The organism is Kribbella sp. NPDC056345, from assembly GCF_042262745.1.
GTDB lineage: Bacteria > Actinomycetota > Actinomycetes > Propionibacteriales > Kribbellaceae > Kribbella.
In genome coordinates this window covers 1-25,354 of the sequence record NZ_JBHJQQ010000019.1, presented here as the reverse complement: position 1 = coordinate 25,354, position 25,354 = coordinate 1, and the positions used below count along the sequence as shown (strand labels likewise).

Genomic DNA, 25,354 nt, shown 5'->3' with positions numbered 1-25,354 from the left:
GCGTTGTCAACCAGGTAAGGGTTTTCCGGCCTTCGGTCTGTGGGGAGTGTCACGTCGGCATTGTGAGACCAGTGTTCAACTGGACTGGTTTTCGGGCTTACTCTGAAAAGACGCCCACGCCATTGAAGTCGAGGGGCCAGCGGGCCACCGCCCCGTGCCTCCAGCAGCAGCACCCGCACCCCAGGGAGTGAACGTGCCGAAACTCGTCTACGACTTCGCCGAAGGCAACAAGACCATGAAGGAACTCCTCGGCGGCAAGGGTGCGAACCTCGCCGAGATGACGAACCTCGGTCTGCCGGTACCGCCCGGATTCACCATCAGCACCGAGGCGTGCAAGGCCTATCTGAGCACCGGTTCGGTGCCGGCGGAGCTGGCCGACGAGATCGACCACCATGTCGACGTACTGCAGCAGAAGATGGGCAAGAAGCTCGGGCAGGCCGATGACCCGTTGCTGGTCTCGGTCCGTTCCGGTGCCGCGGTCTCGATGCCGGGCATGATGGAGACGGTCCTGAACGTCGGCCTGAACGACGACTCGGTCAACGGGCTCGCGCACCAGTCGGGCAACCCCCGGTTCGCGTGGGATGCGTACCGGCGGCTGATCCAGATGTTCGGCAAGACCGTGCTCGGCATGGAGGGTGATGTCTTCGAGGACGCGATCGAGGCGGCCAAGCAGGCGAAGGGGACCAGCAACGACCTGGACCTCGACGCCGACGACCTGAAGACGCTCGTGCAGACCTTCAAGCAGGCCGTGCACGACCACACCGGCCGCGAGTTCCCGCAGGACCCGCGGACCCAGATGGACCTCGCGATCGAGGCTGTCTTCGGCTCGTGGAACTCGGAGCGCGCGATCCTCTACCGCCGCCAGGAGCGGATCGCCACCGACCTCGGTACGGCGGTCAACATCTGCTCGATGGTGTTCGGCAACCTCGGCATGGATTCGGGGACCGGTGTCTGCTTCACCCGTGACCCTTCCACCGGTCAGCCCGGTGTGTACGGCGACTACCTGCAGAACGCGCAGGGCGAGGACGTGGTGGCGGGTATCCGCAACACGGTCCCGCTCGCGGATCTCGAGCAGATCGACAAGACGTCGTACGACGAACTGATGGCGATCATGGCCAAGCTCGAAGGTCACTACCGCGATCTGTGCGATATCGAGTTCACGGTCGAGCGCGGGAAGCTGTGGATGCTGCAGACCCGGGTCGGCAAGCGGACCGCGGCGGCGGCGTTCCGGATCGCAACCAGCCTGATCGACGAAGGTGTGATCGACACCGACGAGGCGTTGAAGCGGGTGAAGGGTGCGCAGCTGGCGCAGCTGATGTTCCCGAGGTTCGACGCGGATGCGGACAAGGAGCTGATCACCAAGGCGATCGGCGCCTCGCCGGGTGCCGCTTCGGGCAAGGTGGTCTTCACTTCGGCCGCGGCGGTCGAGGCAGCGGACAAGGGCGAGAAGGTGATCCTGGTCCGCCGCGAGACGAATCCGGACGACCTGCACGGCATGATCGCGGCGCAGGGCATCCTGACCAGCCGCGGTGGCAAGACCTCGCATGCGGCCGTTGTTGCCCGCGGCATGGGTAAGACCTGTGTCTGTGGTGCCGAGGAGCTCGAGGTGAATGTTGCCGAGGGCACCATCAAGGTCAACGGCACGGTGCTCGACGCGGACGCGACGATCTCGATCGACGGCACCACCGGTGAGGTCTTCGCCGGTGAGGTTCCGGTCGTCGCCTCGCCGGTCGTCCAGTACTTCGAGGGTTCGCTGGACCCGGAGGCGGGCGACGAGCTCGTGGCCGCGGTGCACCGGTTGATCTCACACGCCGATGAGGTACGGCGTCTCGGCGTCCGGACGAACGCGGATACCGCGGACGACGCGGCGCGGGCCCGGCGGTTCGGTGCCGAGGGGATCGGGCTGTGCCGGACCGAACACATGTTCCTCGGCGAGCGGCGGGAGGCCGTCGAGCGGTTGATCCTCGCGGAGGACGACGCCGACCGCGAGGCTGCGCTGACCGAGCTGGAGCCGTTGCAGCGCGGCGACTTCCTCGAACTGCTCGGCGCGATGGACGGCCAGCCGGTGACGATCCGCCTGATCGATCCGCCGTTGCACGAGTTCCTGCCCTCGATGGAGGACCTCGCGGTCAAGGTTGCCCTGGCCAACGAGCGCGGCGAGGACCCGGGCCGCGACGCGAAGCTGCTCACCGCGGTCCAGCGGCTGCACGAACAGAACCCGATGCTCGGCCTCCGCGGTGTGCGGCTCGGCCTGATCATCCCGGGGTTGTTCGCGATGCAGGTGCGGGCGATCGCGAGCGCTGCGGTCGAGCTGAAGAGCCAGGGCAAGGACCCGCGGCCGGAGATCATGATCCCGCTGGTCGGCGCCGTGCAGGAGCTGCACTTGGCGCGCGACGAGGTGACCAAGGTCCTGGCCGAGGTCGGTGTCGAGTGGAGTATCCCGATCGGCACGATGATCGAGCTGCCCCGGGCCGCGGTGATCGCGGACCAGATCGCCGAGGCGGCCGACTTCTTCTCGTTCGGGACCAACGACCTGACCCAGACCACGTGGGGGTTCAGCCGCGACGACGTCGAGGGTTCGTTCTTCTCGCGGTACCTGGAGAAGGGGATCTTCGCGGTCTCGCCGTTCGAGTCGATCGACGTCGAAGGTGTCGGCGCGCTCGTCCGGACCGGTGTCGAGCGCGGCCGGGCCACCAAGCCGGACCTCAAGCTCGGCATCTGCGGTGAGCACGGCGGCGACCCGGACAGTGTCCACTTCTTCCACGACGCCGGCCTGGACTACGTCTCCTGCTCGCCGTTCCGCGTCCCGATCGCCCGCCTCGAAGCGGGTCGCGCGGCCCTCTAATTCGGCAGACGCTCCGGCTCACCCCGTACTACGGTGCATGGGTGAGCCGGGAGCAGCTACGCCAGACCTTCACCGAAGACGCCGAGCTCTACGACCGAGTCCGCCCGACCTATCCAGAGCAGTTGTACGACGACCTCGCCGACCTGCTCGGGGTCGGGGAGGAGGGCGGCCCGAGCATGCCGATCCGGGTCCTCGAGATCGGGCCGGGGACGGGCCAGGCGACGCACCCCATGGTTGAGCGCGGGTGGTCGATCACCGCGGTTGAGCTGGGTGCAGAGCTCGCCGCAGTCGCGCGCCGAAACCTCCCGACGGCCGACATCATCGTGGCGGACTTCGACACCTGGGAGCTCCCGCCGCCGACGTTCGACCTCGTGCTCTCGGCGACTGCGTTCCACTGGCTCGATCCTGCGACTCGGGTTCGGCGGTGTGCGCGGGTGCTGCGGCCGGGCGGCGTACTGGCGATCGTTTCGACGCATCATGTCGCGGGTGGGAGTGAGCAGTTCTTCGTCGACGTGCAGCGGTGCTACGACCGGTTCACCGACGATCCGATCAAGGGCCGGCTGCCAAGAGCGAGCGCCGTACCGGAGGACTCGAGTGAGATCGACGCGACCGGCCTGTTCGGGCCGGTGACGTTCCACCGGTACGAGTGGGAAGTGGTCTACTCGGCCGCCGAGTACCTCGAACTTCTGTCGTCGTACTCAGGTCATCGGGCCTTGACAGCGGACCGGCGTGACGGTCTGTACGACTGTGTCCGCGCTCTCATCGACGCCGGCGGCGGAACCGTCACCAAGCGTTACCTCACTCAACTTTCTGCCGCAGTTTCTCTTAACCAACCCCTTGCGTTGCGGGCCACCGACCGGTCAAGATAACCGGGCGGGAAGGGAATTCACCGTCGACTTTCGGGTCTGACTCGAACCAGCCGCTGTGGCGGCTCGTGATTCCCTCTCCCGCACCAAACCTTCTTGTACACAAGGCCATACCGACCCTCGTTGTAGGGTTCGCGGTATGGCCTTTTTCGTGGTGCAACTGCAGTTCGACCTCGCCGAGACCGATGAGCGGCTGGCCGTTCGTCCCGCCCATCGGGAGTACCTCAATGAGCTCAAGGCGGCCGGCAAGCTCGTCGCCGCCGGACCCTTCACCGACCAGACCGGCGCCCTGCTGGTGTACAACGTCGCCGACGAGGCCGAGCTCCGCGACATCCTCGCGAAGGACCCCTACACCCCGGCCGACGTCTACCAGCTCGCATTGCTCACCGAGTGGCAGCCGCTCTTCGAGTTCTAGACGTTCTAGACCTCAGCACCCTCGAGGTCGAGATGGTCGACATAGGCCCAGAGCCACACCAGCGGGGCGAGGACGAGCTCCGGATCGCCGTCCTCGTCGCCGATGAAGATCATCGAGGCCTCACCGTTCTGGATGTCCTGGACGACGGCCTCGCAGACCGCGAGCGCGGCCTCGAAGACGAGCACCTCCGGCCCGTTCTCCCAGCGCGGCTGGGGGAGCGGGAGGACCGGCGCCTCGTCGGTGCCGTCGAGCTCGACCGAGACCCGCTGCAGCTCCTCGTACAGGTCGAAGGTGATCAGCCCGGCCAGCGGGCGCCCGTCGTACCCGATCAGATAAGGGTCCTCGACGCCGCTGCGGAAGTTGTCGCGCAGATCCGACAGCGCGGCCTGTAGATCGGTCGCCTCCAGGTACGGCGCTTCGTCAGGCTCGTCGTCGCCCACCTCGACCTGGCCGCTGCGCATCTCGTCGAACTGGTGCAGCAGGTCGTTCAGCTCTTCGTAGGCATCGCTGCCCGGCGACTTCTGCGCCATCGCTTCGAGGCCGTGCAGGTGGTCGACCAGATCGTCCTCGAAGTGCAGCTCGTACCGCGGCAGCCCAGGCTCGCGGCCCGCGTTGATCTGCGCGACGAGCTGGGTCGAGATCGGCCCGAGCCGCTCGGCCAGCACCTCGAGCGGAGTGGTCGGCTTGCCGTCATCGTCGTCGTGTGCGCAGGAGTCGTCCTCGACGGTGGTGCCGCCGCCGTCCAGTGCGAGCAGCACCTGGAAGGCGGGGAAGGCGAGCAGTGCCGCGGTGGCCATCATCCCGTCGCCGATCAGCATCAGCGGGTTCCCGCCGGCTTCGGTACGGCGCAGGTGGTCCGGCATCAGGATCGCGGCCTGCTCGACGTTGACCTGGCTGGCCAGTGAGGACAGGCCGTGGTCGGCGTCGACGCCGAGCAGCTCGATCAGCCGCTCCGAGCTCATGTCGAAGTTCGAGCGCAGGTAGTAGCGCAGCCAGCCGGCGTCGACCGGGTTGCCGAGCAGCTCGGCGATCCGGGACCGGAAGTCGGCCAGGTCGGCGATCGCGAGCACGACCAGCACCGGCTGGTCGCCGTCACCGATCACCAGCGGCCGGGTGTCGCCGTTCTGGAAGCCGTCGATGACCTGGTGCAGACTGTCGGCCGCTGCCTCCAGCGGCCAGGCCTCCGCCTCGAACTCGTTCACCACCGCGGAGGTGTCGTCCTGCATGTGTTGGTCCTCTCCGGATGGCGGCGGGAGTTGGGTAAGTGTAGGCGGCGCGGAGCCCACGACAGGTCAAGGGGGCGGCGGCCGGCGGCGAAGTGACGTTCGCTACGCTGCCAGCGGCGGGTCGGTGCAGAGGTATCTCACATGTGAGATAAGGTCCGGCGCATGACCGATGACTACCTGAGCCGGATCGGCAATCTCATCCGGGACGCCCGTAAGCACCGCGGCTGGACCCAGTCGCAGCTCGCGGAAGTACTGAACACCAGCCAGAGCGCGGTGAACAGGATCGAAAAGGGTCATCAGAACCTCACCCTCGAGATGCTCGCCCGGATCGGCGAGGCCCTCGACTCCGAAATTGTCTCTCTCGGTGGCGGTCCGGTCCACCTCCGTGTGGTCGGCGGACTGAGATTGTCCGGATCGATCGACGTGAAGTCGTCCAAGAACGCCGGGGTCGCACTGCTGTGCGCGAGTCTGCTCAACAAGGGCCGGACGACGCTGCGCAAGGTGGCCCGGATCGAAGAGGTCAACCGGCTGCTCGAGGTGCTGAACTCGATCGGCGTGAAGACCACCTGGCTGAACGACGCCGGTGATCTGGAGATCGTCCCGCCGGCGCACCTGGATCTCGGCGCGATGGATGCCGCCGCGGCCCGCCGTACCCGCTCGATCATCATGTTCCTCGGCCCGCTCCTGCATCGCGAAGACACCTTCCAGCTCCCGTACGCCGGTGGTTGCGACCTCGGCACGCGGACCGTCGAGCCGCACATGGCCGCGCTGCGGCCGTTCGGGCTGGACGTGAAGGCGACCGCCGGTGAGTACCACGCGATGGTGAACCGGGCGATCACGCCGGCCAAGCCGATCGTGCTGACCGAGCGCGGCGACACGGTGACCGAGAACGCGCTGATGGCGGCGGCCCGGGTCGACGGCGTCACCGTGATCCGCAACGCCAGCTCGAACTACATGGTCCAGGACCTCTGCTTCTACCTCGAGCTGCTCGGTGTGAAGGTCGACGGCGTCGGCTCCACCACGCTCACCGTGCACGGCAAGCCCGAGATCGACGTGGATGTCGACTACGCGCCGTCCGAGGACCCGATCGAGGCGATGAGCCTGCTCACCGCGGCGATCGTCACCGGTTCCGAGATCACCATCCGCCGGGCGCCGGTCGAGTTCCTCGAGATCGAGCTCGCGCTGCTCGAGGAGATGGGCCTGGACTACAGCCGCAGCGACGAGTACCTGGCCGAGAACGGCCGGACCCGGCTGGTCGACCTGACCACCCGGCCGTCCCAGCTGCACGCGCCGATCGACAAGATCCACCCGATGCCGTTCCCGGGCCTGAACATCGACAACCTGCCGTTCTTCGCGGTGATCGCGGCGTCGGCGACCGGTCAGACCCTGATCCACGACTGGGTCTACGAGAACCGCGCGATCTACCTGACCGACCTGAACAAGCTCGGCGGCCGGGTCAAACTGCTCGACCCGCACCGCGTGATGGTCGAGGGCCCGACGCACTGGTCCGGCGCCGAGATCATGTGCCCGCCGGCGCTGCGCCCCGCCGTGGTCACGCTGATCGCGATGATGGCCGCGAAGGGTACGTCGGTCCTACGCAGTGTCTACGTGATCAACCGTGGCTACGAGGAGCTCGCGGCCCGGCTGAACTCGCTAGGCGCTCAGATCGAGACCTTCCGCGACATCTGACCGCTTGCTCACGTTGCCGGTCAGGAACGTGACGGCTTCCTCGATCACGGCCGGGTCCGAGAGGATCCGGCTGTGGCCGAGTCCGGTCTTCGCCGAGTGCCGGGCCCGCGGTCCGTACCCAGCCAGCAGTACGGCGACCTGGGCCGGGTCCACGACGTCGTCCACGTCGTTGTGGATCACCAGCAGGTCTGCGTTACCGCGGCTGACCGAGAACTTGGTCCAGATCTCCGGATCGCCGTCGAACAGCCGCCCTTCGATCTCGCGGCGCAGACGGTTCTTCACCGCGGTCCGCAGACCCAGCTCGGCACCGAACTTGTCGACCACGTAGCCAAAATCGCCGAACCCGCTGATCGAGACGAACCGTGCCGCCGGTGCCACCCCGCGAGCGGCGTACAGGGCGAACGGCACGCCGAGCGAATGGGCGATGATGCCTTCGAAGGTGCCGTGCTTGGCTGCTAGTGCGGTGATGATCCGCTGGTGGTCGAGGATCGTGCCCATCGCGACGGTCGTGTCGCCGTGCCCGGGGCCGTCGTACGAGATCGGGCTGTAGCCGAGCTCGAGCAGCCGGGTGATGAAGCTCGCGTACCGCGAGGCGCGGGATCGCCAGCCGTGGACGAGCAGGACCGGCCGGCGGCCGTCACCCCACGCATAGGTGGCGATCCCGTCGACGACCTCGACCCGGGCGGCCTCGTGGATCTCCCGCTCGGCGTCGCGGACGCGGCCGCGCGCCAACGGCCGGCGCCACAGCTCGAAGGCGATCCGGCCGGCCCATCGCGGCGAGAACACTCCGAGGGTCATCATTCCCGCGCGTGCCAGCTTCTGCATGGTTCTCCTTCGCCCGGTAAACTATACGAACGGTCGTATTATTAGTTTGGGAGAGCTCAGCGGTCAAGCGGAATAGGATCGGAGCGTGGAGAAGGTCGACGGACGGTTGGTGCGCGGTGACCAGACCCGCCGCGCGGTGCTGCGGCGCGCGGTCGACATCGCGTCGGTCGACGGGCTGGAAGGGCTGTCGATCGGGCGGCTGGCCACCGAACTCGGGATCAGCAAGAGCGGGTTGTTCGCGCACTTCGGGTCGAAGGAGGAGCTGCAGCTCGCGACGATCCGGGCCGCGCGACGGATCTACGCGGACGCCGTGGTGCTGCCGGCGTTCGAGGCGGAGCCGGGGATCGAGCGGGTGCGGAAGCTGAGCGAATGCTGGATCGACTACTCACGGCGCCGGGTGTTCCCTGGCGGCTGCTTCTTCCAGAAGGTCTCCCACGAGTACGCCGCTCGCGGGGGAGCCGTCCATGAGGCGCTGGCCGGGGTCCACCGGGAGTGGATGGATATGGTGACGGACGTCGTCCGGGGGGCGGTCGAGCGCGGGGAGCTCGATGCGGATCCGGTGCAGCTGGCGTTCGACCTGAACGCGTACTACGAAGCGGCCAACCTCGCATCGATCCTGCATGGGGACGAGGGGGTCTACGACCAGGCGAGGCGGTCGATTGGGGCGCGGCTAGAGTCCGCTCGGCCGTGAGTCGGCAGGTCGCGCCGTCCGCGGATAGGTGAGAGCAGCAAGACCAAACCGGCCAGCGGTACGCCGGCTGTGGTGATCCACAGGGCGGTTTCGAGGCCGAGCCACGTGGCCAGGCTGCCGCCGAGGAGCGCGCCGAGCGGGATCGTCCCGTAGTTCACGAACGACGTGGTCGCGGTCAGGCGGCCGAGCAGGTCGGGCGGGCAGTAGGACTGGAGGAACGTCGACTTCACCACGTTGCCGCCGACCACGCCCGCGCCGACTCCGAAGCCGCCGATCACGTACAGCGCTGGGCTGAGCTGGGCGAGCGGGATCAATAGGGCGAGCGTCGGTAGGCCGAGTTCGCAGAGCAGCAGGGCGCGCGCCGTACCGAAGCGTTTGGCCAGTCGACGGCCGACGAATGCGCCGAGCACTCCGCCACTGGCCGCGGCTGCGACCAGCGCGCCGACGGTGCCAGGGGCCAAGCCGACTGTGCGGACCAGGAAGACGACGATGATCGCTTGGTAGCCCATCAGGGCCAGGTTCGAGGTGGCGCCGAAGATCGTCAGGGTTCGCAACCAGACGTCCCGCGCGACGAGGTGGATCCCCTCGCGAATCGCGCCGGTACGACGGGAGGTCGTCGTACGGCGTTCGCGGAATCGGATCGCGGTCAGGCAGCAGGCGGCGACGGCGAAGGTCGCCGCGTCGAAGAACAGGGCGTTGGTCGCTCCGGCGAACTGGACGATCAAACCACCGCAGCCCAGCCCGGCGATCTGGGCGGCCGCGGCGCTGCCGTGGAGTTTGGCGTTGCCTTCCGCGTGATCCGCGGGGTCGAGCAGCGCGGGGAGGTAGGCCGTGTAGGCGGTCTGGAACACGACGCTCGCGGCGCCGGTGAGCAGCGCGATCACCAGCAACAGCTGGATGGTGAGCAGCCCGGCGAACGCTGCAACCGGTACGGCGATCAACAGCAGCAGGGACACGACCGACGTACCGATCATGAGTGGCCGGCGATGCCGCCGGTCGATCCACGCGCCGACAGGCAACCCGATCGCGAGCCACGGCGCCCACGCTGCCGCCGTCAGCAAACCGACCTCGAACGTGCTCGCAGCCAGTTCGGAGATCGCGATCAACGGAATCGCCACCCCGGAGATCGCAGTCCCGAACCGGTTGACCGTCTCCCCACCCCACAACAGCCTGAAGTCCCGGTGCGTTCGCAGCAGGCTCATGGGTGTTCCGGACGCTGGGGGAAGGACTGAAGCTGGACGATGATGCGCTCGGCGTTCTCGCCGTCGGGGGCTAGGTCGATGTAGCGGTCGATGATCGCGCCCAGTTCCTCGTTCAGGTTCTGGAGCTGGGACGGGGTCAGGTGGAGGTTGCGCCAGTCGGAGAGAGAAGCGGCGGACTGCCACTCACCGGGCCAGTTCTCGTCGAGGTACCTCCGGACGCGGCCGAAGTAGCGCTCGACGAGGTGGCTCAGGTAGACGCGCAAGGCGCCGCTGGTCTCGGGGTCGTCGCGGAACTCGGCCGGGTCGAGGACGGTCGCGCCCTTCGGGATCCGCCACCAGCGCTCACGTTTGTTGCCGCGCTCGACGTCCTCCTCGAGGTAGCCGTGCTCGGCCAGCAGGCGCAGGTGCCAGCTGATCGTGCCGGTGTTCTCCCCGAGGCGGGCCGCGAGAGTGGTCGAGGTGGCTGGGCCGTCCACCTCGATCGCCTCCAGGATGTTCATCCGCAGCGGGTGGGCGAGTCCGCGCAGGCTTCGGGCGTCGATGCGTCGCATGATTGCAGAGTAGTCTCTGCAGAGGAGTCTCTGCAATATCCAGGAACTGTCGGTGGTGATCTCTAGCGTTCGGGGTATGCGGCCTCATGTAGTGGCTCAGGTGGCGGTCTCGCTGGACGGGCGGACGGCCGGGTTCGATGCGGACCTGGCGCGGTACTACGCGATGGCCACGCTCTGGCAGGAGGACGTGACGCTGGCCGGCGCGGACACGATCCTCGCCCAGGAAAGCGTGGTGCGCGGGGTGTGTCGCGCCGACCCTGAGGGTGAGGCGCGGAGGCTTGGGGTGCGGGAGGCCGGGCCTCTGTTGGCGGTCGTTGACAGCCGGGGGCGGGTGCGGGAGTGGGATGCCCTGCGGCAGCTCGGTCATTGGTCCGACGTGCTCGCGCTGTACGCCGATCAGACGCCGGCTCGCCCGCCGGATGCGACGACCCGGGAGCTGGTCACTGGGTATGAGCAGGTGGATCTGGAGGAGGTCCTGGACCGCCTGGGGGAGCGCGGGGCGCGGGTGGTTCGGGTCGAGTCTGGTGGCGAGTTGATCGCCGTACTGCTGGAGCTCGGGTTGGTGGATGAGTTGGCGCTGCTTGTGCATCCGGTGATCGTCGGCGAGGGGCAGCCGTGGTGTGGGACGACCGGGGTCCGGCTGGAGCATGCGGGGACCGAGGTGTTCGCGGGCGGGGTCATCTGGTCGCGCTACTGCGTTTCTTGAGCCGATCGGGAACAAAAGGTTTGGCTCTGCCGTTAAACTGGGTACAGTGTACGTAGTTTCAACGAAGGGGAGACGTTTTGTCAGAGGCGAGTGTGCGGGAGTGGTTCGAGCGGTACGACGCGCTGGTGGCGGCGGAGGACTTCGAGGGGATGGCGGACCTGGCGTTGTTCCCGCTGAACGAGGTGACCGACGACGGCAAGGGCACCGGGAGTGCGATCCAGATCGACCGGGCGGCGTACATCGCGCAGATGAAGGAGGTGGTCGGTGCTGGTGAGGTCAGGTTCGACACGACCAGGACGCCGCACTTCCTGTCCGACGACCTGGTCTTCGTGATCACCGACGGGACGATGACGTACGTCGAGAGCGGGCAGACCGTGCCGTCGCGGTACGGCGATCTGCTGGTGAAGGTCGACGGGGACTGGAAGTTCCAGACGATGGTGCAGGGCGGTTGGGGGTAACGAAAACTGTCGGTGCTCGCCGTTAGTGTGAACGGTGATGAGGAAGCAGCACGAGTGGTACGACGAGCACGACGCCGAGCGGTGGGTCGCGGAGCCGGTCAAGAGACCGGGCCGGACGGCGTTCGCGCGTGATCGCGCCCGGGTGCTGCACAGTGCCGCGCTGCGGCGGTTGGCGGCCAAGACGCAGGTCGCCACCGCCGGCAGTGACGACTTCGTCCGCAACCGGCTGACCCACAGCCTCGAGGTCGCGCAGATCGGCCGTGAGCTGGCGTCCACGCTCGGCTGCGATCCCGACATCGTGGACGCGGCCTGCCTGGCGCACGACCTCGGGCATCCGCCGTTCGGGCACAACGGTGAGCGGGCGCTCGATCAGCTCGCGGCCGAGATCGGTGGTTTCGAGGGGAATGCGCAGACGCTGCGGTTGCTGACCCGGCTGGAGTCGAAGACGTTCGACCCGGCCGGGCGCAGTGTCGGGCTCAACCTCAGCCGCGCGACCCTCGACGCGTCGACCAAGTACCCGTGGCCCCGCCGCGCGGGGGTGCGCAAGTTCGGTGTGTACGACGACGATCTCGCCGTGTTCGGGTGGTTGCGGCAGGGGGTCGGTGAGCGTCAGTGTCTCGAGGCGCAGGTGATGGACTTCGCCGACGACGTGGCGTATTCGGTGCACGACGTCGAGGACGGGATCGTCGCGCACCACATCGACCTGGCCGCGGTCGATGCGGACCGGGCGCCGTACTGGGAGACTGTCCGGCAGATGTACTTGCCGGAGGCAACCGATGCGGAGCTGGACGAAGGCTGGCGGCGGTTGACCGGGCTGAACTACTGGCCAGGTGGTGCGTTCGACGACAGCCGGCGCGCGCTCGGTGGGCTGAAGGACCTGACCAGTCAGCTGATCGGGCGATTCGTGACATCGGCCGAGCAGGCGACCCATGCGGTGTTCGGCCGCTCCCGCCTGATTCGGTACGAGGCGGATCTCGTCGTACCGGATGGCGTCCGGGTGGAGATCGGGTTACTCAAGGGAGTCGGCATGTTCCACGTGCTGAACTCGCCGGAGCGTCAGGCCAGGCGCGCCACCCAGCGCGAAATGCTCACCGAGCTCGCCGACGCGCTCTGGAGAACGGGACCGACGCATCTCGACGCGCCCCTCCGTGCGGACTGGCACGACGCCGCTGACGACAAGGCGCGACTGCGCGTCATCGTCGATCAGATCGCGTCGTTGACGGACCCATCCGCCGTCGCGTGGCATGAGGAGCTGGTGCGGCCGGCCTGACGCCCCGCCAACGACAGGAGCCTGGCGCGACACTCTGGTGACACAGGGCTAAGGTCGGTGACATGACTGCTGCAGAGCCCATCGTCATCGTTGGTGCGAGCCTCGCGGGAGCAACCGCGGCCAAGACCCTGCGAGAGGAGGGCTGGTCCGGCGGCATCGTGCTGATCGGCAGTGAGACCGAGTTGCCGTACGAGCGGCCTCCGTTGTCCAAGGACGTCCTGCTCGCCAAGAAGGGGCCGGAGTCCGCGCAGCTGCACGACCGGCAGTGGTACGACGACAACACCGTCGAGCTCCGGCTCGGTACGACCGTGACCGCGATCGACAGCGCCTCGCACACGGTCACCCTGGACGACGGCTCGACGCAGTCCTACGCCAAGCTGCTGATCGCGACCGGGAGCAGGGTCCGGAAACTCGACGTACCGGGTGGGGACCTGGAAGGGGTTCACTATCTGCGGACTGCGGCCGAGTCGCAGGCGCTGACGGACGCGTACGCCGCGACCCCGCGCGTGGTCGTAGTTGGTGCTGGCTGGATCGGGCTGGAGGCCGCTTCGGCTGCGAAGGAACGCGGTTGCGAGGTGACCGTGCTCGAGCCGCAGTCGACCGCGCTGGCCTCGGTGATGGGTGAGCAGGTCGGTGAGCTGTACGCCGACTTCCACCGCGCGCACGGTGTCGAGCTCCGGTTCGGGACAACGGTCGAAGGTTTCGAGGGCACGGACAAGGTGACCGGCGTGCGGATCTCCGGCGGCGAGGTGCTGCCGGCCGATCTGGTGGTCGTCGGTGTCGGCGTCCAGCCGAATACGGAGCTCGCAGCGGAGGCCGGGATCGAGGTCGCCACTCGCGAGGCAGGCTCCGGCATCGTCACCGGCGCCGACCTGCGGACCTCGGCCGAGGATGTGTACGCCGCGGGGGACGTGGTGCGCTGGGATCACCCGCTGTTCGGCCGTCCGATCCGCCTCGAGCACTGGCAGAACGCGAAGGACACTGGCGCGGCGGCCGCGAAGTCGATGCTCGGTCAGGACGTGGCGCACGACGCGATCCCGTACTTCTTCACCGACCAGTTCGACCTCGGCATGGAGTACGTCGGCGACATCCCGCACGGCGCGTCGTACCAGGTCGTCCTGCGCGGCGACCCGAAGTCTGGTGCCTACCTGGCCTTCTGGCTGAGCGACGACCACCGCGTCCTGGCCGGCATGCATGTGAACCTCTGGGACGACGGTATCGGCGGCGTCCGCGACCTGATCAAGTCCGGCCGGCAGGTCGACCCGACCCGCCTGGCCGACCCCTCGATCCCGCTAGCTGACGTCTAGCGGATAGGCGACGTACGCGAAGCTCGTGCTGTCCGGTGACCAGCTCGGCACGTTCATCGTGCCCTGGCCACCGAACAGCGTCGTGAGGTCGCGGATGCCTTCCTCCGTGAGGAGGCGGAGGCGGACGTCGTCGATGTCGGCCGGGTGGCCTTCGGTGCCGGGCGGGAAGCTGACGTAGGCGATGGAGGAGCCGTCCGGCGCGGGGTGCGGGAACCAGTTGACCCGCTCGTCGAACGTGAGCTGCTCCACCTCATCTCCGATCCGGAAGAGCTGCGCATGCCCGGCGCGTTCGGAGTTGAAGTAGATCCACTTCCCGTCCGGACCGTACTCTGACCCGTCGTCGGCGTGCTCGTCGTTCGTGATCTGTACGTCGGGCCCGCCGGCCGCTGGGATGGTCCACACATTGGTGATCCGTCGGCCGTTGATCGACTCGAGCCCGATGTACGCGAGCGTCGTCCCGTCCGGCGAGATTCCGTGCAGGTAGTGGTGGAAGCCCGGTCCGCGGTCGTTGCTGACCCGGCGACCAGGCCCGCCGGCCAGCGGAACGGCGTACAGGTGTCCGTCGTCCGCGGAGACGTAGACGGTCGTGCCGTCCGGGCTCACGACGTGATCGTTGTTGATGTCCGGCACTCCGTCGAGCTCGATCTCGATGAGTCCGTTGTCGACGCGGAACAGCTTGCCGTCGCCGTTGACGATCAGGTTGCCGTGCGGCGTCCAGTTGGGTGCTTCGAAGAGGGTCTCGTCACTCGTGAACACCAGTTGGTGCTCGCCGGTGCGGACGTCGACGGTGTAGAGCTCGGACCGTTGGCCGGGGCGCAGGGTTCGGGGCACGCAGCCAAGTTAGCTGACGCAGCCCGGACCTTGGAGTGCCAGTTCGCTCTGCAGGATGTCCAGGTATCGGCACCCGTCACGTTCGTTGGGTTCGATGACGCCGCCCTCGTGCCACTCGTTCCAGGCATAGAGGTAGAGGTAGTTGTCGACGGTGGACGGGCGGGTGGAGGCGGCCAGGTCGGCGGTGGCGTTGCGGAGCGCTTGGCGGAAGCCGTCGAAGGACTGGTCGGGCATCCAGCGGATCTTGCTGACGTCCGTGGTCTCGATCGGGTAGCGCGGCCGCTCGTCGAAGTCCGAGAGCACGCAGCGGCCGTAGGGACCGGTGGGTGCCTGGTTGTAGAACTTGCGTTGGTCGCGCAGATAGGTCGCGTACGAGCGTGCCTCGATACTCGGACCGTCGGTCGTGCAGTACGGCGAATTGGCGCCGGCGTTGCTGACCTGCTGCGGGTCGAATCCGGCCTGGTTGATCATCACGTAGAGGTCCTGACCGGACTTCGCGCGCACCGCGTCGATGAACTGCTTCACCTGCGCATTGCTGCCGTCGCCCAGGCCGCGGGCGTCGCAGATGTTCAGGATCTTGCGGCCGTCGTTCGTGCGGAGCGTGTTGTCCTGCTGCAGGTACTGCGCGAGGTTCGTCGCGACGGCGTCGTACTGGGCGACGGGGATGTTGAGTGGTGCGTACGGGTGGGCGCAGACGCCGATGGTGAAGTCGATGCTGTCCTTGTTGCCGGCCTGGAGGAACGCGTCGAGTGCTTTGTCGGTGAGATCCTGGCGCTGCTTTCGGCTGTCCCAGTAGTAGTAGAAGTTGAAGAAGCTGAGCCCGGCCGACGTCGCCTGGGTGATGTGCTTCTCCAGCGTGGCCGGTTGGGAGTCGTCGTAGTACCCGATCGACGGCTTGAGGTTCGACCAGTCCTCGCCGGGCCAGTTGTCGGCTGCGTAGCGGGTGCCGTCGTGGAAGTCGCGGACACCGCCCCACCAGTCGTTGTCGCGGCCGTAGATCTCCTTGGTGCGCTGGATGATCGTCGGGTGACCGCCGGTGTGGAACATGCCGAAGTAGACCGCGCCGGCCCGGATCCAGGTCTGGCGGACGTAGCCGACCGGGCCGTCGAGGGTGTAGCCCGCGTTCAGCAGTTCGGTGGTGCGTGGCTCCAGGGCGAGCCGCCATTCGGAACCGTTCGTGAACCGGCGGAGCTGGACCAGGCCCGCGCCCGGCTGGGTGGCGACGTACCCGGCCGTGCCTTCACTGACCCAGCCTCGAGCGATCAGCGTGTCGCGCTCCTGGGTGGAGGCGGTGAAGAGCCATTTCGACGCGCTCGCCGACGGCTTGAGCCGGAACAACGGGGTCGAGCCGGAGGAAACCGTACGGTCGATGAAGCCCGTCGTACCGGGCTGGCGGCGGTAGCCCGCGGCCGTCGCGGCATCGAGCTCGCGGGAGTCGGCGGTGTAGAGGCGGCCGACGCCGCCGGGGGAGACCAGCTCCACGAAAGGCGCTGGTTGGGCTGGTTTCGCCGCTGCCTCTGCCGGTCCGGCGGTCAGCAGCGCGGCCACAGTGGCGGCACTCAGGACGAGCAGCGCGAAAGTTCTGTGCACGAGTTTCCCTCCCGTGGGCAGGAGCCCTTGCCGGAGATCGTAGACTCGCGGGGTGGCAGGCAGGATCAAGGACGAGGACATCGCGCTGGTGCGCGAGCGGGCCCGGATCGACGACGTCGTCGGCTCGTACGTGACCTTGAAGAACGCCGGGGGTGGCTCGCTCAAGGGCCTGTGCCCGTTCCACGACGAGAAGTCGCCGTCGTTCAACGTCACTCCGGCGCGCGGGTTCTTCTACTGCTTCGGCTGCCAAGAGGGCGGCGACGTGATCGACTTCATCCAGAAGATCGATCAGATCACCTTCCACGAGGCGGTCGAGACGCTGGCCGCCAAGGTCGGCATCCAGCTCCGGTACGACGAATCCGGCGCACCGATCCAGCGCGGCCCGGCGAACCAGCGGCCGCGCCTGGTCGAGGTCCACAAGGTCGCCGCGGAGTACTTCGTCGAGCAGCTCTTCGGTGCTCCGGAGGCCGCGCTCGGCCGGCAGTTCCTGGACAAGCGTGGTTTCGACCGCGATGCCGCCGTACATTTCGGGGTCGGGTTCTCACCACGTGGCGGGGAGGCGCTGACGAACCATCTGCGCGGCCGCGGCTTCACGAACGCCGAGCTGGTCGCGTCCGGCGTCTCCGCCGAGGGCCAACGCGGTCTGTACGACCGGTTCCGCGGCCGCCTGATGTGGCCGATCCGGGACGCGTCCTCGGACGTCATCGGCTTCGGCGCGCGGCGGCTTTTCGACGACGACAAGATCGAAGCGAAGTACCTGAACACCCCCGAGACCCCGATCTACAAGAAGTCCAAGGTCCTGTACGGCGTGGATCTGGCCCGCCGGGAGATCGCGAAGGGCCACCAGGCAGTGGTCGTCGAGGGGTACACCGACGTGATGGCCTGCCACCTGGCCGGCGTCCAGACCGCGGTCGCGACCTGCGGGACGTCGTTCGGCGAGGACCATGCCCGGGTGCTGCGGCAGTTGCTGCTCGACCATGACCAGTTCCGCGGCGAGGTGATCTTCACCTTCGACGGTGATGAGGCGGGTCAGCGGGCGGCGCTCAAGGCGTTCGCCGGGGACCAGGCCTTCGCCGCGCAGACCTACGTCGCGGTCGAGCCGGATGGGCTGGACCCGTGTGACGTGCGGCTGCAGAAGGGCGACGCCGCGGTCCGTGAGCTGATCGGCCGCCGGGTTCCGCTGTATCGGTTCGTCCTCGGGAACGTGCTGTCGAAGTACGACCTGGACCGGGCCGACACCCGGATCGACGCGTTGCGCGACGCGGCCAAGCTCGTGATCAGCATCCGGGACCGCTCGAAGGTGGACGCGTTCACCCGCGAGCTGGCCGGGCTGCTCGGCATGGAGGTCGACCAGGTCCGGTCCGAGGTGCATCGCGCCGCGTCGCGCCCGGCCGCGGCGCCGCAGACCCCGCAAGGGCGGACGCCGGTCACGACCACCACCGAGGCCCCGGCTCCGCCACCGCGCAACGACCTGCCGTCGCCGCGGGACCAGCGGTTCGTGATCGAGTGGGACGTCCTGAAGGTCGCGATGCAGCACCCCCATCTCGTCGGCGTCGCCTTCGACGAGCTGGACGACCACGACTTCACCCACCCCTGGCTGGCCGCGGTCCGCGCCGGCATGGAGAAGACCGGTGGCCCGTCGACGGCAGCCCCCGGCGAGGCCTGGGTGGTCGCCGTACGGGATGCCATCGGCAACGACCCGGCCGCTGCCGTGGTCGGCGCGCTCGCGGTCGACCCGCTCCGGCTGGGCCGCGAGCCCGACGAGCAGTATGCGCTGGCCCTGGTCGCGCGAGTGCAGGAGCTTACCTGCGCCCGCCGGATCATGGACCTGAAGTCGAAGCTGCAGCGGACCAACCCGATCGACAAGGCCGACGACTACAACCGCATGTTCGGCGAACTGATCGCCCTCGAGGCCTACCGCGCCGACCTCCGCAAGAAAGCGATCACCGGCGCCATCTGATTGAGTAGTTCAGCGCATGCCGTCGGGTCGGCGAGTGGCGAGGATCTTGCCATGACCAACAAGCCCATTCAGCCGTCGCAGACCAACGCGTACTACGTCCAGGCCGTCATCTCGTTCGGCCTGTCCCTGACCGCGATGACCGTCGCCGTCATCTACCTGCCTGCTCCGGGGTGGGTCCGTGCCTTCCTCGGGCTCGGGCTGCTGTACCTGGTCACCTCGACGGTCACGTTGTCGAAGGTCGTCCGCGATCGGCAGGAGTTGTCCGTCGTCACCACCCGCGTCGACCAGGCGCGACTCGACAAGCTGCTCGCCGAGCACGACCCGTTCCGCGTCGACTGACATATTCCTTGACAAGAATATTCTCTATGGAGAATACTTCGGGTTATGGAGCAGATCGCGGCAGTACTGGGTGACGGAGCGCGGTGGCGGCTGGTCGAGTTGCTGGCCGAGCGCCCGCGTTCCGTGGGTGAGCTCGCTGAGCTCACTGGGCTGCGGCAGCCGCAGACCACCAAGCATCTCCAGGCGCTCGGCCGGGTGGGGCTGGTGACGGTCTTCCCGCTGGGGCAGCGTCGTGTGTACGCGCTCGAGGGTGAGCCGTTGACGGCCTTCGCCGATCGGTTGCGGCAGTTGGCGTCGAGCGCCGGGGCGCATGCCGGTGAGCGTGATGTGCTCGCGCGCTACCGGGATGCCATCTCGCGGGAGACGGCGCTTGCTGATCGCGATAGTTGGGCCGACGGGCGGACGTTCTCCTTCGAGCGCGTGCTGCCGGCTTCGGCCGAGATCGTCTGGCGGCATTGGGTCGAGCCCGACCTGCTCGCCTCGTGGTGGGCGCCGCCCTCGATGACAGTCACCGAGGGTTTGCTCGAACCACGTGCTGGCGGGCGGGCGGTTCTCGAGTACCGCGATGCCGACGGCCGGTACCGGTCCGAGGGAACGGTGCACGAGGCGACGCCGTACAAGCGTTTGGTGTTCGATCTCGCGGTGCTCGGAGCTTCGTTCAGTGCGACGTACGACGTTGCGCTGAACGCGGCTGCGGATGGCACCCGGCTGCGGCTCGACCTGCGGCTCGACGACGCCACTGTGGCGGCTGCTCCGTCCATCGCCGGTATCGAGACCGGCTGGAACCAAGTACTCGACAACCTCACCCGCGTCATTCAAGGAGCTCAGTCATGACCAACCGTTTGGTGACCGCCAACCTCGCGCTCAGCCTCGACGGCCACTACCACGGCGCCGGCGGTCCGCAGGACTTCGCGCCGTTCCTTCCCTTTGTCGCAACGGATGTCGCCCGCGACCAGATGTCCCGCATCTGGGAGTCCGCCACCACGGCACTCCTCGGCCGCAACAGCGCCGAAGGCTTCCTCGGCTTCTGGTCGACAGTCGCCGACGACGAGAACGCCGACGCCCGCGACCGCGGCTACGCCAAATGGCTGGTCGACGTGGAGAAGGTCGTCCTCTCCAGCACCCTGACCGAGGCCCCCTGGGCGCATGCCCGCATCGCCAACGCCCCCGCCGCCGCGGTAGTCGCCGACCTCCAGTCCACCGGGACCGGCGACATCCTCGTGAACAGCGCCCCCACCGTCATCAAGTCCCTGCTAGCGGACGACCTCATCGACCGCCTCTACCTCACAGTCGTCCCCGTCATCACCGGCGGCGGCTCCCGCCTCTTCGAAACCGGCCTCCCGGCGACAACCTGGGCCCTCACGCACCACCAGACCGGCCCGACCGGCGAACAAGCCCTCACTTACGACCGCATCCGCTGAGTAGTTGAGCACCGCTCACCTCTACCGGCAGGTAAGAAAACTGACTGTGACCTGTTGACTACCTCTGGTGAGGGATTTAGCGTCGTTGGCGGCAGCTGCCCTGCGACTCTAACCGCCCCCCATCTGGAGGTCGCCATGCGCTTCCGTACTGCAGTCCTGTCCGCCCTTCTGGTGGTGTCGTCCGTCGGCGTGGCCGCCGGTCCGGCATCCGCCCGCACCGATGCAGCCGGCTCTGGGACCATCACGTTCCAGGGCACGTCCTGCGCGTTCACCTTCACCTACGCAGGCGGCCCGCCCCCGGCCGCCGTACAGATTCAGTCGATCGACATCGCCGACAGTTGCTCCGCCGACGGCACCGCATCAGGCACGCTCACCTTCGGCCCCGGCAACGCAGCAAGCCTCACCCTGGACGTCTCCGTCACCAAACCGATCAGCTGCGGCTACTCAGGCACGCTGACCGGCACCTACTCCGGTAACGCGGGCACGTTCCCCGAACAAAGCGTCCCGAAGAAGAGCGGCAGCTTCCTCTGCCCGAACCCCGCAAAGATCGCGATCACCGCAACCCTCTGACCTGATCGCAGTTCGGGGAACACCGTGCCCGGCACGGTGTTCCCCGAACACCTACCACTGACAGGGACAGACTAGGTGGGCTCACTGTCGTTACCGTCGAACGGGAGATTGCTTCGGTTCGAAAGGGTGATGTTGTGGCACTGCCACTTGCAGGTCGACGGGCGTTGGTGACGGGAGCTTCGCGAGGGATCGGAGCGGCAGTCGTGCAACGCCTGGTGAGCGATGGCGCTGCGGTCGCCTTCACGTACGGCGCCTCGGTCGCCGCGGCCGAGAAGCTGGTTGCCGATCTCGGGGGTGCGGCCGTCGCGATTCAGGCCGACAGTGGTGATCCCGAGCAGGTCAGCAGATCGATCGACGAGACCGTGGCCCAGTTCGGTGGTCTGGACATCCTCGTCAACAACGCGGGAATCCTCCCTGCGGGTCCCATCGAGTCGCTGACCATGGAGCAGTTCGACCGGGTGGTCGCCGTCAACGTCCGCAGTGTCTTCGCGGCGATCCGAGCAGCTCTACCGCATCTGGACTCCAACGGTCGCATCATCAACATCGGCAGCATCAATGCCGACCGAGTGCCCCTGGCCGGTATGTCGATCTATGCGATGTCGAAGGCGGCAGTCGCCGGACTGACGCGCGCCCTCGCCCGCGAACTCGGCCCTCGAGGCATCACCGTCAACAACCTCCAGGTGGGACTCACGCCACCGACATGACCGCCGAGACCGGCGAGATCGCAAACTCGCTGCGCGACCTGATGGCTCTTGGCCGTTTCGGCCGCCCCGACGAGATCGCCGCCGCCGTCAGCTACCTGGCCGGACCGGAAGCAGCCTTCGTCACCGGCGCCAACTGGACCGTGGACGGCGGCTTCACCGTCTGACGCCAGAAGCTTGTGGTGGGGCGGGTGGTGCTCGGGATTGGGGCCATAGGCAACTGCCTGTGGACGTGCCAGCCGGCGGCTCGACGCCGGCTGGCGACAACTTTCGTCAGGAAGAGGGAGGTGCGCCCTCGCCGGTGAGGCCGTCGATGGATTCTCTGATCAGGTCGGCGTGGCCGGTGTGGCGGGCGTACTCCTCGATCAGGTCGACCAGAATGTAGCGCAGGCTCGGCGACCTACCGCTGCTGCTCTTCCAGGCGGCGAGTTGGTCGAGACCGCCCTTGGCGAGTGCTTCAGCGACGGCGGCGCGGGACCGCTCAACGGCCGCGTTCCACAGATCGAGCAGTTGCTCGGGGGAGTCGTCTGCGGCGCTCTGCCACTCCCAGTCCGGCGTGGCGTCCCAGTCGACGGTGTTCCAAGGGGCATCGAGTTCACGGTTGTGCAGGCGATGGGTGAAGTACTCGTCCTCGACGAGCGCGAGGTGCTTCAGCAGCCCTCCGAGTGTCACCGTCGACGGTGCATGCGTCTGGCGCAGCCCGGCAGCGTCCAGGCCGCCGCATTTCCAGGCGAACGTACGGCGGTTGCGCTCCAGCGCGCCGATCAAGGTGTCGGCTTCGGACCCGGCAACCGGCGGCTCAGCCAGCGGCGACGCGGTCGAAACAGTCGAGGTGTTGTCCATAGGACCGACCGTCGACGACATTCCGGACGATGTGCGTCCGGAAGGCGCACCGGCGAGTGCCCCGCTCGCCGATCGCGACAAGACCTGAGGACTGTGGGTGGGGCGGGTGGGGCTCGAACCCACGACCCAAGGATTATGAGCCCTGTAAAACCCATCTTGTCGTTGCCGGAGGGCCGAACGTGCCGCTTGTCGTTCTTGCCGGCCTCGTACGGCCACCCGTCGTTGGCGGCGACGGTGGCCAAGGCCGCCGGATCGGCGGCACCTGCTGCTTCACCGGCCGCGGAGGAGCAGCACCCAACGGCGGCGGTGAAGTCGCCTTCCCCAACTTCGGCGCAGGACCCGGTGCCCCAGGCAACAGCCCCGGAGGCGGCGGTTCTGGCGGCTTCGGCAGTACCGCGAACTAGCCCGGCGGAGCAGGAGCGGCCGGGAAGCTCCTCGTCACCTCAATCTACTGATGCCACGTCCTAGGGCCTGCCGACCGCCGGATGGGGCATGATCAGTACATGAGCGTTGGCGATCTGGAGCTGGGGCAGGTGATCTCCTCAGCAGAACAAGAATTGGCACCCGCAGTCATCGAGGCGATGACTGCGGGTGTCCCTCGGCAGCTACAACTTCGCGATGTCGACTCCGGCGAGCGGCTGGACAAGATCTACAGGCTCGACGCGGATGCACAGATCGTTGTTCACGACTACGAGGTTGAGCATCACGTCTACACCAACCTCACGGCCGAAACGCTCAAGGTCCAGCTTGGCCCGGACGCCTTCACGGTCGGCCCCGGCGAAACCTTCCATCACACGGGGCGAGCGCGACCAGACATCTTTCCTCCGGATCTCTGGAATCACGAAGCCGTCTGAGTTTTTTTCAGGCCTCTCACGTGTGCCACGCTGCCGAGCCGCCGGTCGACGAGACCTTGTACCGGTAGGTCTCCCATTCCCACGGACCGAACATCGGCTGGTTTCCAGCGCTCGTCTTGAACGTCAAGCGGTACCGCATGAAGTAATTCGCGCCCCTGGTCCCGCCTTGACTCCAGTTCTGGGCGTTGACTAGTGCACGGAACGTCCAGCTGTGCGCATTATGCGCGGCCGGGCAGTTTGACCAGGTGCGAACGGTCGTGTCCGGCAGGGAGTTTTGATCGTACCGTGTCAGGCATTCAGCCGCTGTGAAGTCGACGGACGGACCCTGCTGCACCCACCACTCGCCATCAAGCGTGACCGTCGGGTAGAAGTTGAGTACGGTCCGGTACTCAACTCCTACCTTGCCGACGAGTGAGCAAGTGGAGCCATTGCAGTAGAGGTAGTCGATCATGCCATTCTGGAAATGTGTGCCGCCGACAATGCGACCGCCCGGTGACGGTTCCATGATCTTTGGCGTTCCCTTGGCTGCAGCAGAGACCAGACCTTCGAGGACTCCTTGCTCGGCGTCGGGTTTCGCATTGCCACGTGCAGCAACGAAGTTGCGTGCTTTGGCCAGCTCTCCCCGTGCGATCGCCTGCGAGACCGCAGCCTGCTCGGGCGAAATGCTGCCGCCCTCTGCAACTACAGCTGTCAGGCATTCTCCGCTGTCGAGCTGAGCGGCGCTGCAGAACTCCGTTGATGATTCCGGCGGTGCTGCCTGGACGGTCGAACTGCCGGAGGCTATTGCTGTGGCCGCCGCGAGGGCAGCCGTAAGCATTCTCATTCTGCGGTTCATGGGCGGTTCCCCTTGTTTGAGATTGCGTTTAGCACATCTCCGATCACCCTCTGCTGTCAACGGTCGCCGCGAATCTTGCAGCTATGCGCAATAGCTGTCGCGCTCAGATTGCAGCTTTGTGCAACGAGAAACGGCGGTGCAGATCGCTGAGTCGGTCGCCGGCCGGCGCCGGATCGTTCGTCATGTTGGTTCGGCGCGTGACGAGGCCGAACTCGGATTGCTGATCGAAGAAGCGAACCGGTTGCTTGCTGATGATCGTCAAGGAGTCCTTGACCTCGGCATCACCCCGGCCGTTGCCCGTGCGGTACCTGCAATGCTGCCCATGACAAGGCACGCGGCTAGTGAAATCGCCGTAATCGTCTTGAATTTCCCCATTTGTTCCTCCCTTTGAGTTCCTAGCATGACGACGGTAAATAGAATCCAATGGTCATAACGCCATCCGGAGAATCACGGCGACGGCAGGAGGTGCCGACGGAGGCGGTTTTGTCTGTCCGAGTGTCAGCAGACGGCCAGGCGCCGGGCCGCCATCAATGGATGTGGCGCGAGCCACATCCATTGATTACGGGCTCACGCTGGGTGGGGCCAGTCAAGTTGTCTAGACCAACTGGTTGCAGCTTGATGCAACCAGGATGGACAACCCGGGCAAGCAGTCGTTTGCGAGGACTGCCTAGGTCAGTGGCGAACGTCGCGCATCGGCGGGGTATCCAAAGTGGGGCGGGCGGGACTCGAACCCGCGACCAAGGGATTATGAGTCCCGTGCTCTAACCAGCTGAGCTACCGCCCCGTGCGGGGTGATGGTATCTGGTGTGGGGGCTGGTTGGGACAGACCGGGCTGGCGTGCCCGCAGTTCGGGCGGTCGCGGTGGTGCAGTAACGACAGGATGTGTCGGCTGGATCGGGGCTGCGTCCGTTCGGTCCAGGCGTGGGAACGGGTACACGTAGACACCTACCTCCTGTTGTTCGTGCTGCGGGGGTTGGAAACCAGGGGTGGGTCAGGGGTTTGACGGAGTGGTGGCTGGGGTGGAGGGGGCATGATGGAGGCTAGGCCGGTGGTAGGTCCGGTCCGACGAAGGGAACGGCGATGGGCTGGTTCATTTTCCTTGTGCTCGTGGTCGGGGCGGTGGCGGCGTTCAAGTACCGGGTGCCGCTGATCGCCAAGCTGACCGGGCAGCCGCAGCAGCGGATTCAGCGGGCGATCGATCGCCGCAAGGGCAAGTAGCCGCGGAGTACGGGAAGGCGGGCCTCAGCTGAGGTCCGCCTTTGAGGCCAACCCCTGGGCCCGCGCCCGATAACCGGGGGGGGGGGGGGGGGGGGCCCGGCACCGGGGGGTTTTAACAGGGAATTAGTTTGTCAAGCCCAC

General features: G+C 67.1%; 25 protein-coding genes, 1 tRNA gene and 1 pseudogene. 18 read left to right on the top strand and 9 right to left on the bottom strand.

The genetic code is table 11. The annotated features are described in order from the left end of the window. The first annotated feature begins 193 nt into the window (after nucleotides 1-193). The 3 genes from ppdK (at nucleotide 194) to ACFCV3_RS38730 (ending at nucleotide 4,126) form a co-directional block, all read left to right on the top strand. Nucleotides 194-2,845: a pyruvate, phosphate dikinase gene (ppdK, locus tag ACFCV3_RS38740; protein ID WP_376039391.1), complete on the top strand. Its 2,652-nt coding sequence runs from the start codon at nucleotides 194-196 to the stop codon at nucleotides 2,843-2,845. Between the two features lie 41 nt (nucleotides 2,846-2,886). Then, nucleotides 2,887-3,714, top strand: a complete 828-nt coding sequence (locus ACFCV3_RS38735; protein WP_376039388.1) for a methyltransferase domain-containing protein — start codon at nucleotides 2,887-2,889, stop codon at nucleotides 3,712-3,714. A gap of 136 nt (nucleotides 3,715-3,850) precedes the next feature. Beyond that, nucleotides 3,851-4,126, top strand: coding sequence for a YciI family protein (locus ACFCV3_RS38730; RefSeq protein ID WP_376039385.1), 276 nt, complete (start codon nucleotides 3,851-3,853; stop codon nucleotides 4,124-4,126). Between the two features lie 5 nt (nucleotides 4,127-4,131). Here ACFCV3_RS38730 and ACFCV3_RS38725 read toward each other — a convergent pair whose 3' ends face one another. Next, nucleotides 4,132-5,352 carry a hypothetical protein gene (locus tag ACFCV3_RS38725; protein ID WP_376039383.1) on the bottom strand — a complete coding sequence of 407 codons (1,221 nt, stop codon included), beginning with the start codon at nucleotides 5,350-5,352 and terminating at the stop codon, nucleotides 4,132-4,134. Between the two features lie 162 nt (nucleotides 5,353-5,514). Between ACFCV3_RS38725 and ACFCV3_RS38720 the strand changes: the two genes are divergently transcribed. Beyond that, nucleotides 5,515-7,041, top strand: a complete 1,527-nt coding sequence (locus ACFCV3_RS38720) for a UDP-N-acetylglucosamine 1-carboxyvinyltransferase (RefSeq protein WP_132408851.1) — start codon at nucleotides 5,515-5,517, stop codon at nucleotides 7,039-7,041. Here the strand turns inward: ACFCV3_RS38720 and ACFCV3_RS38715 are convergent. Then, nucleotides 7,006-7,866 (bottom strand): alpha/beta hydrolase, encoded by an 861-nt coding sequence (locus tag ACFCV3_RS38715; RefSeq protein WP_376039380.1) that lies wholly within the window; start codon nucleotides 7,864-7,866, stop codon nucleotides 7,006-7,008. The genes ACFCV3_RS38720 and ACFCV3_RS38715 overlap by 36 nt on opposite strands. A gap of 85 nt (nucleotides 7,867-7,951) precedes the next feature. Here ACFCV3_RS38715 and ACFCV3_RS38710 point away from each other — a divergent pair, with 85 nt between their 5' ends. Further along, entirely contained in the window at nucleotides 7,952-8,557 is a 606-nt protein-coding gene (locus tag ACFCV3_RS38710) for a TetR/AcrR family transcriptional regulator (protein ID WP_376039378.1), read from the top strand. Here the strand turns inward: ACFCV3_RS38710 and ACFCV3_RS38705 are convergent. Beyond that, nucleotides 8,503-9,759, bottom strand: a complete 1,257-nt coding sequence (locus ACFCV3_RS38705; protein WP_376039376.1) for an MFS transporter — start codon at nucleotides 9,757-9,759, stop codon at nucleotides 8,503-8,505. The two genes, ACFCV3_RS38710 and ACFCV3_RS38705, sit on opposite strands and share 55 nt — an antisense overlap. Beyond that, nucleotides 9,756-10,310 (bottom strand): helix-turn-helix domain-containing protein, encoded by a 555-nt coding sequence (locus ACFCV3_RS38700; RefSeq protein ID WP_376039374.1) that lies wholly within the window; start codon nucleotides 10,308-10,310, stop codon nucleotides 9,756-9,758. The genes ACFCV3_RS38705 and ACFCV3_RS38700 overlap by 4 nt, the downstream gene beginning before the upstream one ends. 76 nt (nucleotides 10,311-10,386) lie before the next feature. Between ACFCV3_RS38700 and ACFCV3_RS38695 the strand changes: the two genes are divergently transcribed. From ACFCV3_RS38695 to ACFCV3_RS38680, 4 genes are all read left to right on the top strand, one after another. After that, the gene (locus ACFCV3_RS38695) at nucleotides 10,387-11,016 is read left to right on the top strand and encodes a RibD family protein (protein WP_376039371.1); all 630 of its coding nucleotides are present in this window, start codon (nucleotides 10,387-10,389) and stop codon (nucleotides 11,014-11,016) included. Nucleotides 11,017-11,093: 77 nt separating this feature from the next. Further along, on the top strand, nucleotides 11,094-11,474 hold the full coding sequence (locus ACFCV3_RS38690) for a nuclear transport factor 2 family protein (RefSeq protein ID WP_376039368.1): 381 nt from the start codon (nucleotides 11,094-11,096) through the stop codon (nucleotides 11,472-11,474). Nucleotides 11,475-11,511: 37 nt separating this feature from the next. Beyond that, the gene (locus ACFCV3_RS38685; protein ID WP_376039366.1) at nucleotides 11,512-12,744 is read left to right on the top strand and encodes a deoxyguanosinetriphosphate triphosphohydrolase; all 1,233 of its coding nucleotides are present in this window, start codon (nucleotides 11,512-11,514) and stop codon (nucleotides 12,742-12,744) included. Nucleotides 12,745-12,806: 62 nt separating this feature from the next. After that, nucleotides 12,807-14,051 (top strand): NAD(P)/FAD-dependent oxidoreductase, encoded by a 1,245-nt coding sequence (locus ACFCV3_RS38680; protein WP_376039363.1) that lies wholly within the window; start codon nucleotides 12,807-12,809, stop codon nucleotides 14,049-14,051. On the opposite strand, the gene ACFCV3_RS38675 is transcribed toward ACFCV3_RS38680, so the two are convergent. Both ACFCV3_RS38675 and ACFCV3_RS38670 read right to left on the bottom strand, forming a co-directional pair. Next, nucleotides 14,037-14,882 carry a TolB family protein gene (locus ACFCV3_RS38675; RefSeq protein ID WP_376039360.1) on the bottom strand — a complete coding sequence of 282 codons (846 nt, stop codon included), beginning with the start codon at nucleotides 14,880-14,882 and terminating at the stop codon, nucleotides 14,037-14,039. The two genes, ACFCV3_RS38680 and ACFCV3_RS38675, sit on opposite strands and share 15 nt — an antisense overlap. Before the next feature lie 9 nt (nucleotides 14,883-14,891). After that, a complete protein-coding gene (locus ACFCV3_RS38670) occupies nucleotides 14,892-16,472 on the bottom strand; it encodes a glycoside hydrolase family 99-like domain-containing protein (RefSeq protein WP_376039357.1) in 1,581 nt (526 codons plus the stop codon). Between the two features lie 52 nt (nucleotides 16,473-16,524). Here ACFCV3_RS38670 and dnaG point away from each other — a divergent pair, with 52 nt between their 5' ends. The 6 genes and pseudogenes from dnaG (at nucleotide 16,525) to ACFCV3_RS38640 (ending at nucleotide 21,630) form a co-directional block, all read left to right on the top strand. Further along, the gene (gene dnaG, locus ACFCV3_RS38665) at nucleotides 16,525-18,432 is read left to right on the top strand and encodes a DNA primase (protein WP_376039355.1); all 1,908 of its coding nucleotides are present in this window, start codon (nucleotides 16,525-16,527) and stop codon (nucleotides 18,430-18,432) included. 51 nt (nucleotides 18,433-18,483) lie between these two features. Further along, a complete protein-coding gene (locus ACFCV3_RS38660; RefSeq protein ID WP_376039352.1) occupies nucleotides 18,484-18,771 on the top strand; it encodes a YiaA/YiaB family inner membrane protein in 288 nt (95 codons plus the stop codon). A 45-nt stretch (nucleotides 18,772-18,816) separates the two neighbouring features. Then, complete coding sequence (locus tag ACFCV3_RS38655) at nucleotides 18,817-19,605, top strand: metalloregulator ArsR/SmtB family transcription factor (protein WP_376039349.1); 789 nt, start codon at nucleotides 18,817-18,819, stop codon at nucleotides 19,603-19,605. Continuing rightward, the gene (locus tag ACFCV3_RS38650) at nucleotides 19,602-20,192 is read left to right on the top strand and encodes a dihydrofolate reductase family protein (protein ID WP_376039346.1); all 591 of its coding nucleotides are present in this window, start codon (nucleotides 19,602-19,604) and stop codon (nucleotides 20,190-20,192) included. The genes ACFCV3_RS38655 and ACFCV3_RS38650 overlap by 4 nt, the downstream gene beginning before the upstream one ends. Nucleotides 20,193-20,327: 135 nt before the next feature. Beyond that, entirely contained in the window at nucleotides 20,328-20,762 is a 435-nt protein-coding gene (locus tag ACFCV3_RS38645; protein ID WP_376039344.1) for a hypothetical protein, read from the top strand. Between the two features lie 134 nt (nucleotides 20,763-20,896). Further along, nucleotides 20,897-21,630, top strand: a pseudogene (locus ACFCV3_RS38640) (3-oxoacyl-ACP reductase family protein). Nucleotides 21,631-21,736: 106 nt separating this feature from the next. Here the strand turns inward: ACFCV3_RS38640 and ACFCV3_RS38635 are convergent. After that, the gene (locus ACFCV3_RS38635) at nucleotides 21,737-22,306 is read right to left on the bottom strand and encodes a DinB family protein (protein ID WP_376039342.1); all 570 of its coding nucleotides are present in this window, start codon (nucleotides 22,304-22,306) and stop codon (nucleotides 21,737-21,739) included. A gap of 503 nt (nucleotides 22,307-22,809) precedes the next feature. Here ACFCV3_RS38635 and ACFCV3_RS38630 point away from each other — a divergent pair. Beyond that, the gene (locus ACFCV3_RS38630) at nucleotides 22,810-23,160 is read left to right on the top strand and encodes a hypothetical protein (protein WP_376039339.1); all 351 of its coding nucleotides are present in this window, start codon (nucleotides 22,810-22,812) and stop codon (nucleotides 23,158-23,160) included. A 16-nt stretch (nucleotides 23,161-23,176) separates the two neighbouring features. Here the strand turns inward: ACFCV3_RS38630 and ACFCV3_RS38625 are convergent, their stop codons facing one another. Beyond that, nucleotides 23,177-23,995 (bottom strand): hypothetical protein, encoded by an 819-nt coding sequence (locus tag ACFCV3_RS38625; RefSeq protein WP_376039337.1) that lies wholly within the window; start codon nucleotides 23,993-23,995, stop codon nucleotides 23,177-23,179. Nucleotides 23,996-24,131: 136 nt separating this feature from the next. Between ACFCV3_RS38625 and ACFCV3_RS38620 the strand changes: the two genes are divergently transcribed. Then, a complete protein-coding gene (locus ACFCV3_RS38620) occupies nucleotides 24,132-24,386 on the top strand; it encodes a hypothetical protein (protein ID WP_376039335.1) in 255 nt (84 codons plus the stop codon). Between the two features lie 319 nt (nucleotides 24,387-24,705). Here ACFCV3_RS38620 and ACFCV3_RS38615 read toward each other — a convergent pair. Continuing rightward, a tRNA-Ile gene (locus tag ACFCV3_RS38615) sits at nucleotides 24,706-24,779 on the bottom strand. A 296-nt stretch (nucleotides 24,780-25,075) separates the two neighbouring features. On the opposite strand from ACFCV3_RS38615, the gene ACFCV3_RS38610 reads away from it, so the two are divergent. Continuing rightward, a complete protein-coding gene (locus tag ACFCV3_RS38610; protein WP_165952873.1) occupies nucleotides 25,076-25,213 on the top strand; it encodes a hypothetical protein in 138 nt (45 codons plus the stop codon). Nucleotides 25,214-25,354: the final 141 nt, after the last annotated feature.

What these genes read in the sequence shown, in the direction of transcription:
- ACFCV3_RS38730 (WP_376039385.1), top strand. Translation starts at nt 3,851, where the DNA reads ATGGCCTTTTTCGTGGTGCAACTGCAGTTCGACCTCGCCGAGACCGAT.
- ACFCV3_RS38725 (WP_376039383.1), bottom strand. Translation starts at nt 5,352, where the DNA reads ATGCAGGACGACACCTCCGCGGTGGTGAACGAGTTCGAGGCGGAGGCC.
- ACFCV3_RS38720 (WP_132408851.1), top strand. Translation starts at nt 5,515, where the DNA reads ATGACCGATGACTACCTGAGCCGGATCGGCAATCTCATCCGGGACGCC.
- ACFCV3_RS38715 (WP_376039380.1), bottom strand. Translation starts at nt 7,866, where the DNA reads ATGCAGAAGCTGGCACGCGCGGGAATGATGACCCTCGGAGTGTTCTCG.
- ACFCV3_RS38705 (WP_376039376.1), bottom strand. Translation starts at nt 9,759, where the DNA reads ATGAGCCTGCTGCGAACGCACCGGGACTTCAGGCTGTTGTGGGGTGGG.
- ACFCV3_RS38700 (WP_376039374.1), bottom strand. Translation starts at nt 10,310, where the DNA reads ATGCGACGCATCGACGCCCGAAGCCTGCGCGGACTCGCCCACCCGCTG.
- ACFCV3_RS38695 (WP_376039371.1), top strand. Translation starts at nt 10,387, where the DNA reads ATGCGGCCTCATGTAGTGGCTCAGGTGGCGGTCTCGCTGGACGGGCGG.
- ACFCV3_RS38685 (WP_376039366.1), top strand. Translation starts at nt 11,512, where the DNA reads ATGAGGAAGCAGCACGAGTGGTACGACGAGCACGACGCCGAGCGGTGG.
- ACFCV3_RS38680 (WP_376039363.1), top strand. Translation starts at nt 12,807, where the DNA reads ATGACTGCTGCAGAGCCCATCGTCATCGTTGGTGCGAGCCTCGCGGGA.
- ACFCV3_RS38660 (WP_376039352.1), top strand. Translation starts at nt 18,484, where the DNA reads ATGACCAACAAGCCCATTCAGCCGTCGCAGACCAACGCGTACTACGTC.
- ACFCV3_RS38655 (WP_376039349.1), top strand. Translation starts at nt 18,817, where the DNA reads ATGGAGCAGATCGCGGCAGTACTGGGTGACGGAGCGCGGTGGCGGCTG.
- ACFCV3_RS38650 (WP_376039346.1), top strand. Translation starts at nt 19,602, where the DNA reads ATGACCAACCGTTTGGTGACCGCCAACCTCGCGCTCAGCCTCGACGGC.
- ACFCV3_RS38645 (WP_376039344.1), top strand. Translation starts at nt 20,328, where the DNA reads ATGCGCTTCCGTACTGCAGTCCTGTCCGCCCTTCTGGTGGTGTCGTCC.
- ACFCV3_RS38635 (WP_376039342.1), bottom strand. Translation starts at nt 22,306, where the DNA reads ATGGACAACACCTCGACTGTTTCGACCGCGTCGCCGCTGGCTGAGCCG.
- ACFCV3_RS38630 (WP_376039339.1), top strand. Translation starts at nt 22,810, where the DNA reads ATGAGCGTTGGCGATCTGGAGCTGGGGCAGGTGATCTCCTCAGCAGAA.
- ACFCV3_RS38625 (WP_376039337.1), bottom strand. Translation starts at nt 23,995, where the DNA reads ATGAACCGCAGAATGAGAATGCTTACGGCTGCCCTCGCGGCGGCCACA.
- ACFCV3_RS38610 (WP_165952873.1), top strand. Translation starts at nt 25,076, where the DNA reads ATGGGCTGGTTCATTTTCCTTGTGCTCGTGGTCGGGGCGGTGGCGGCG.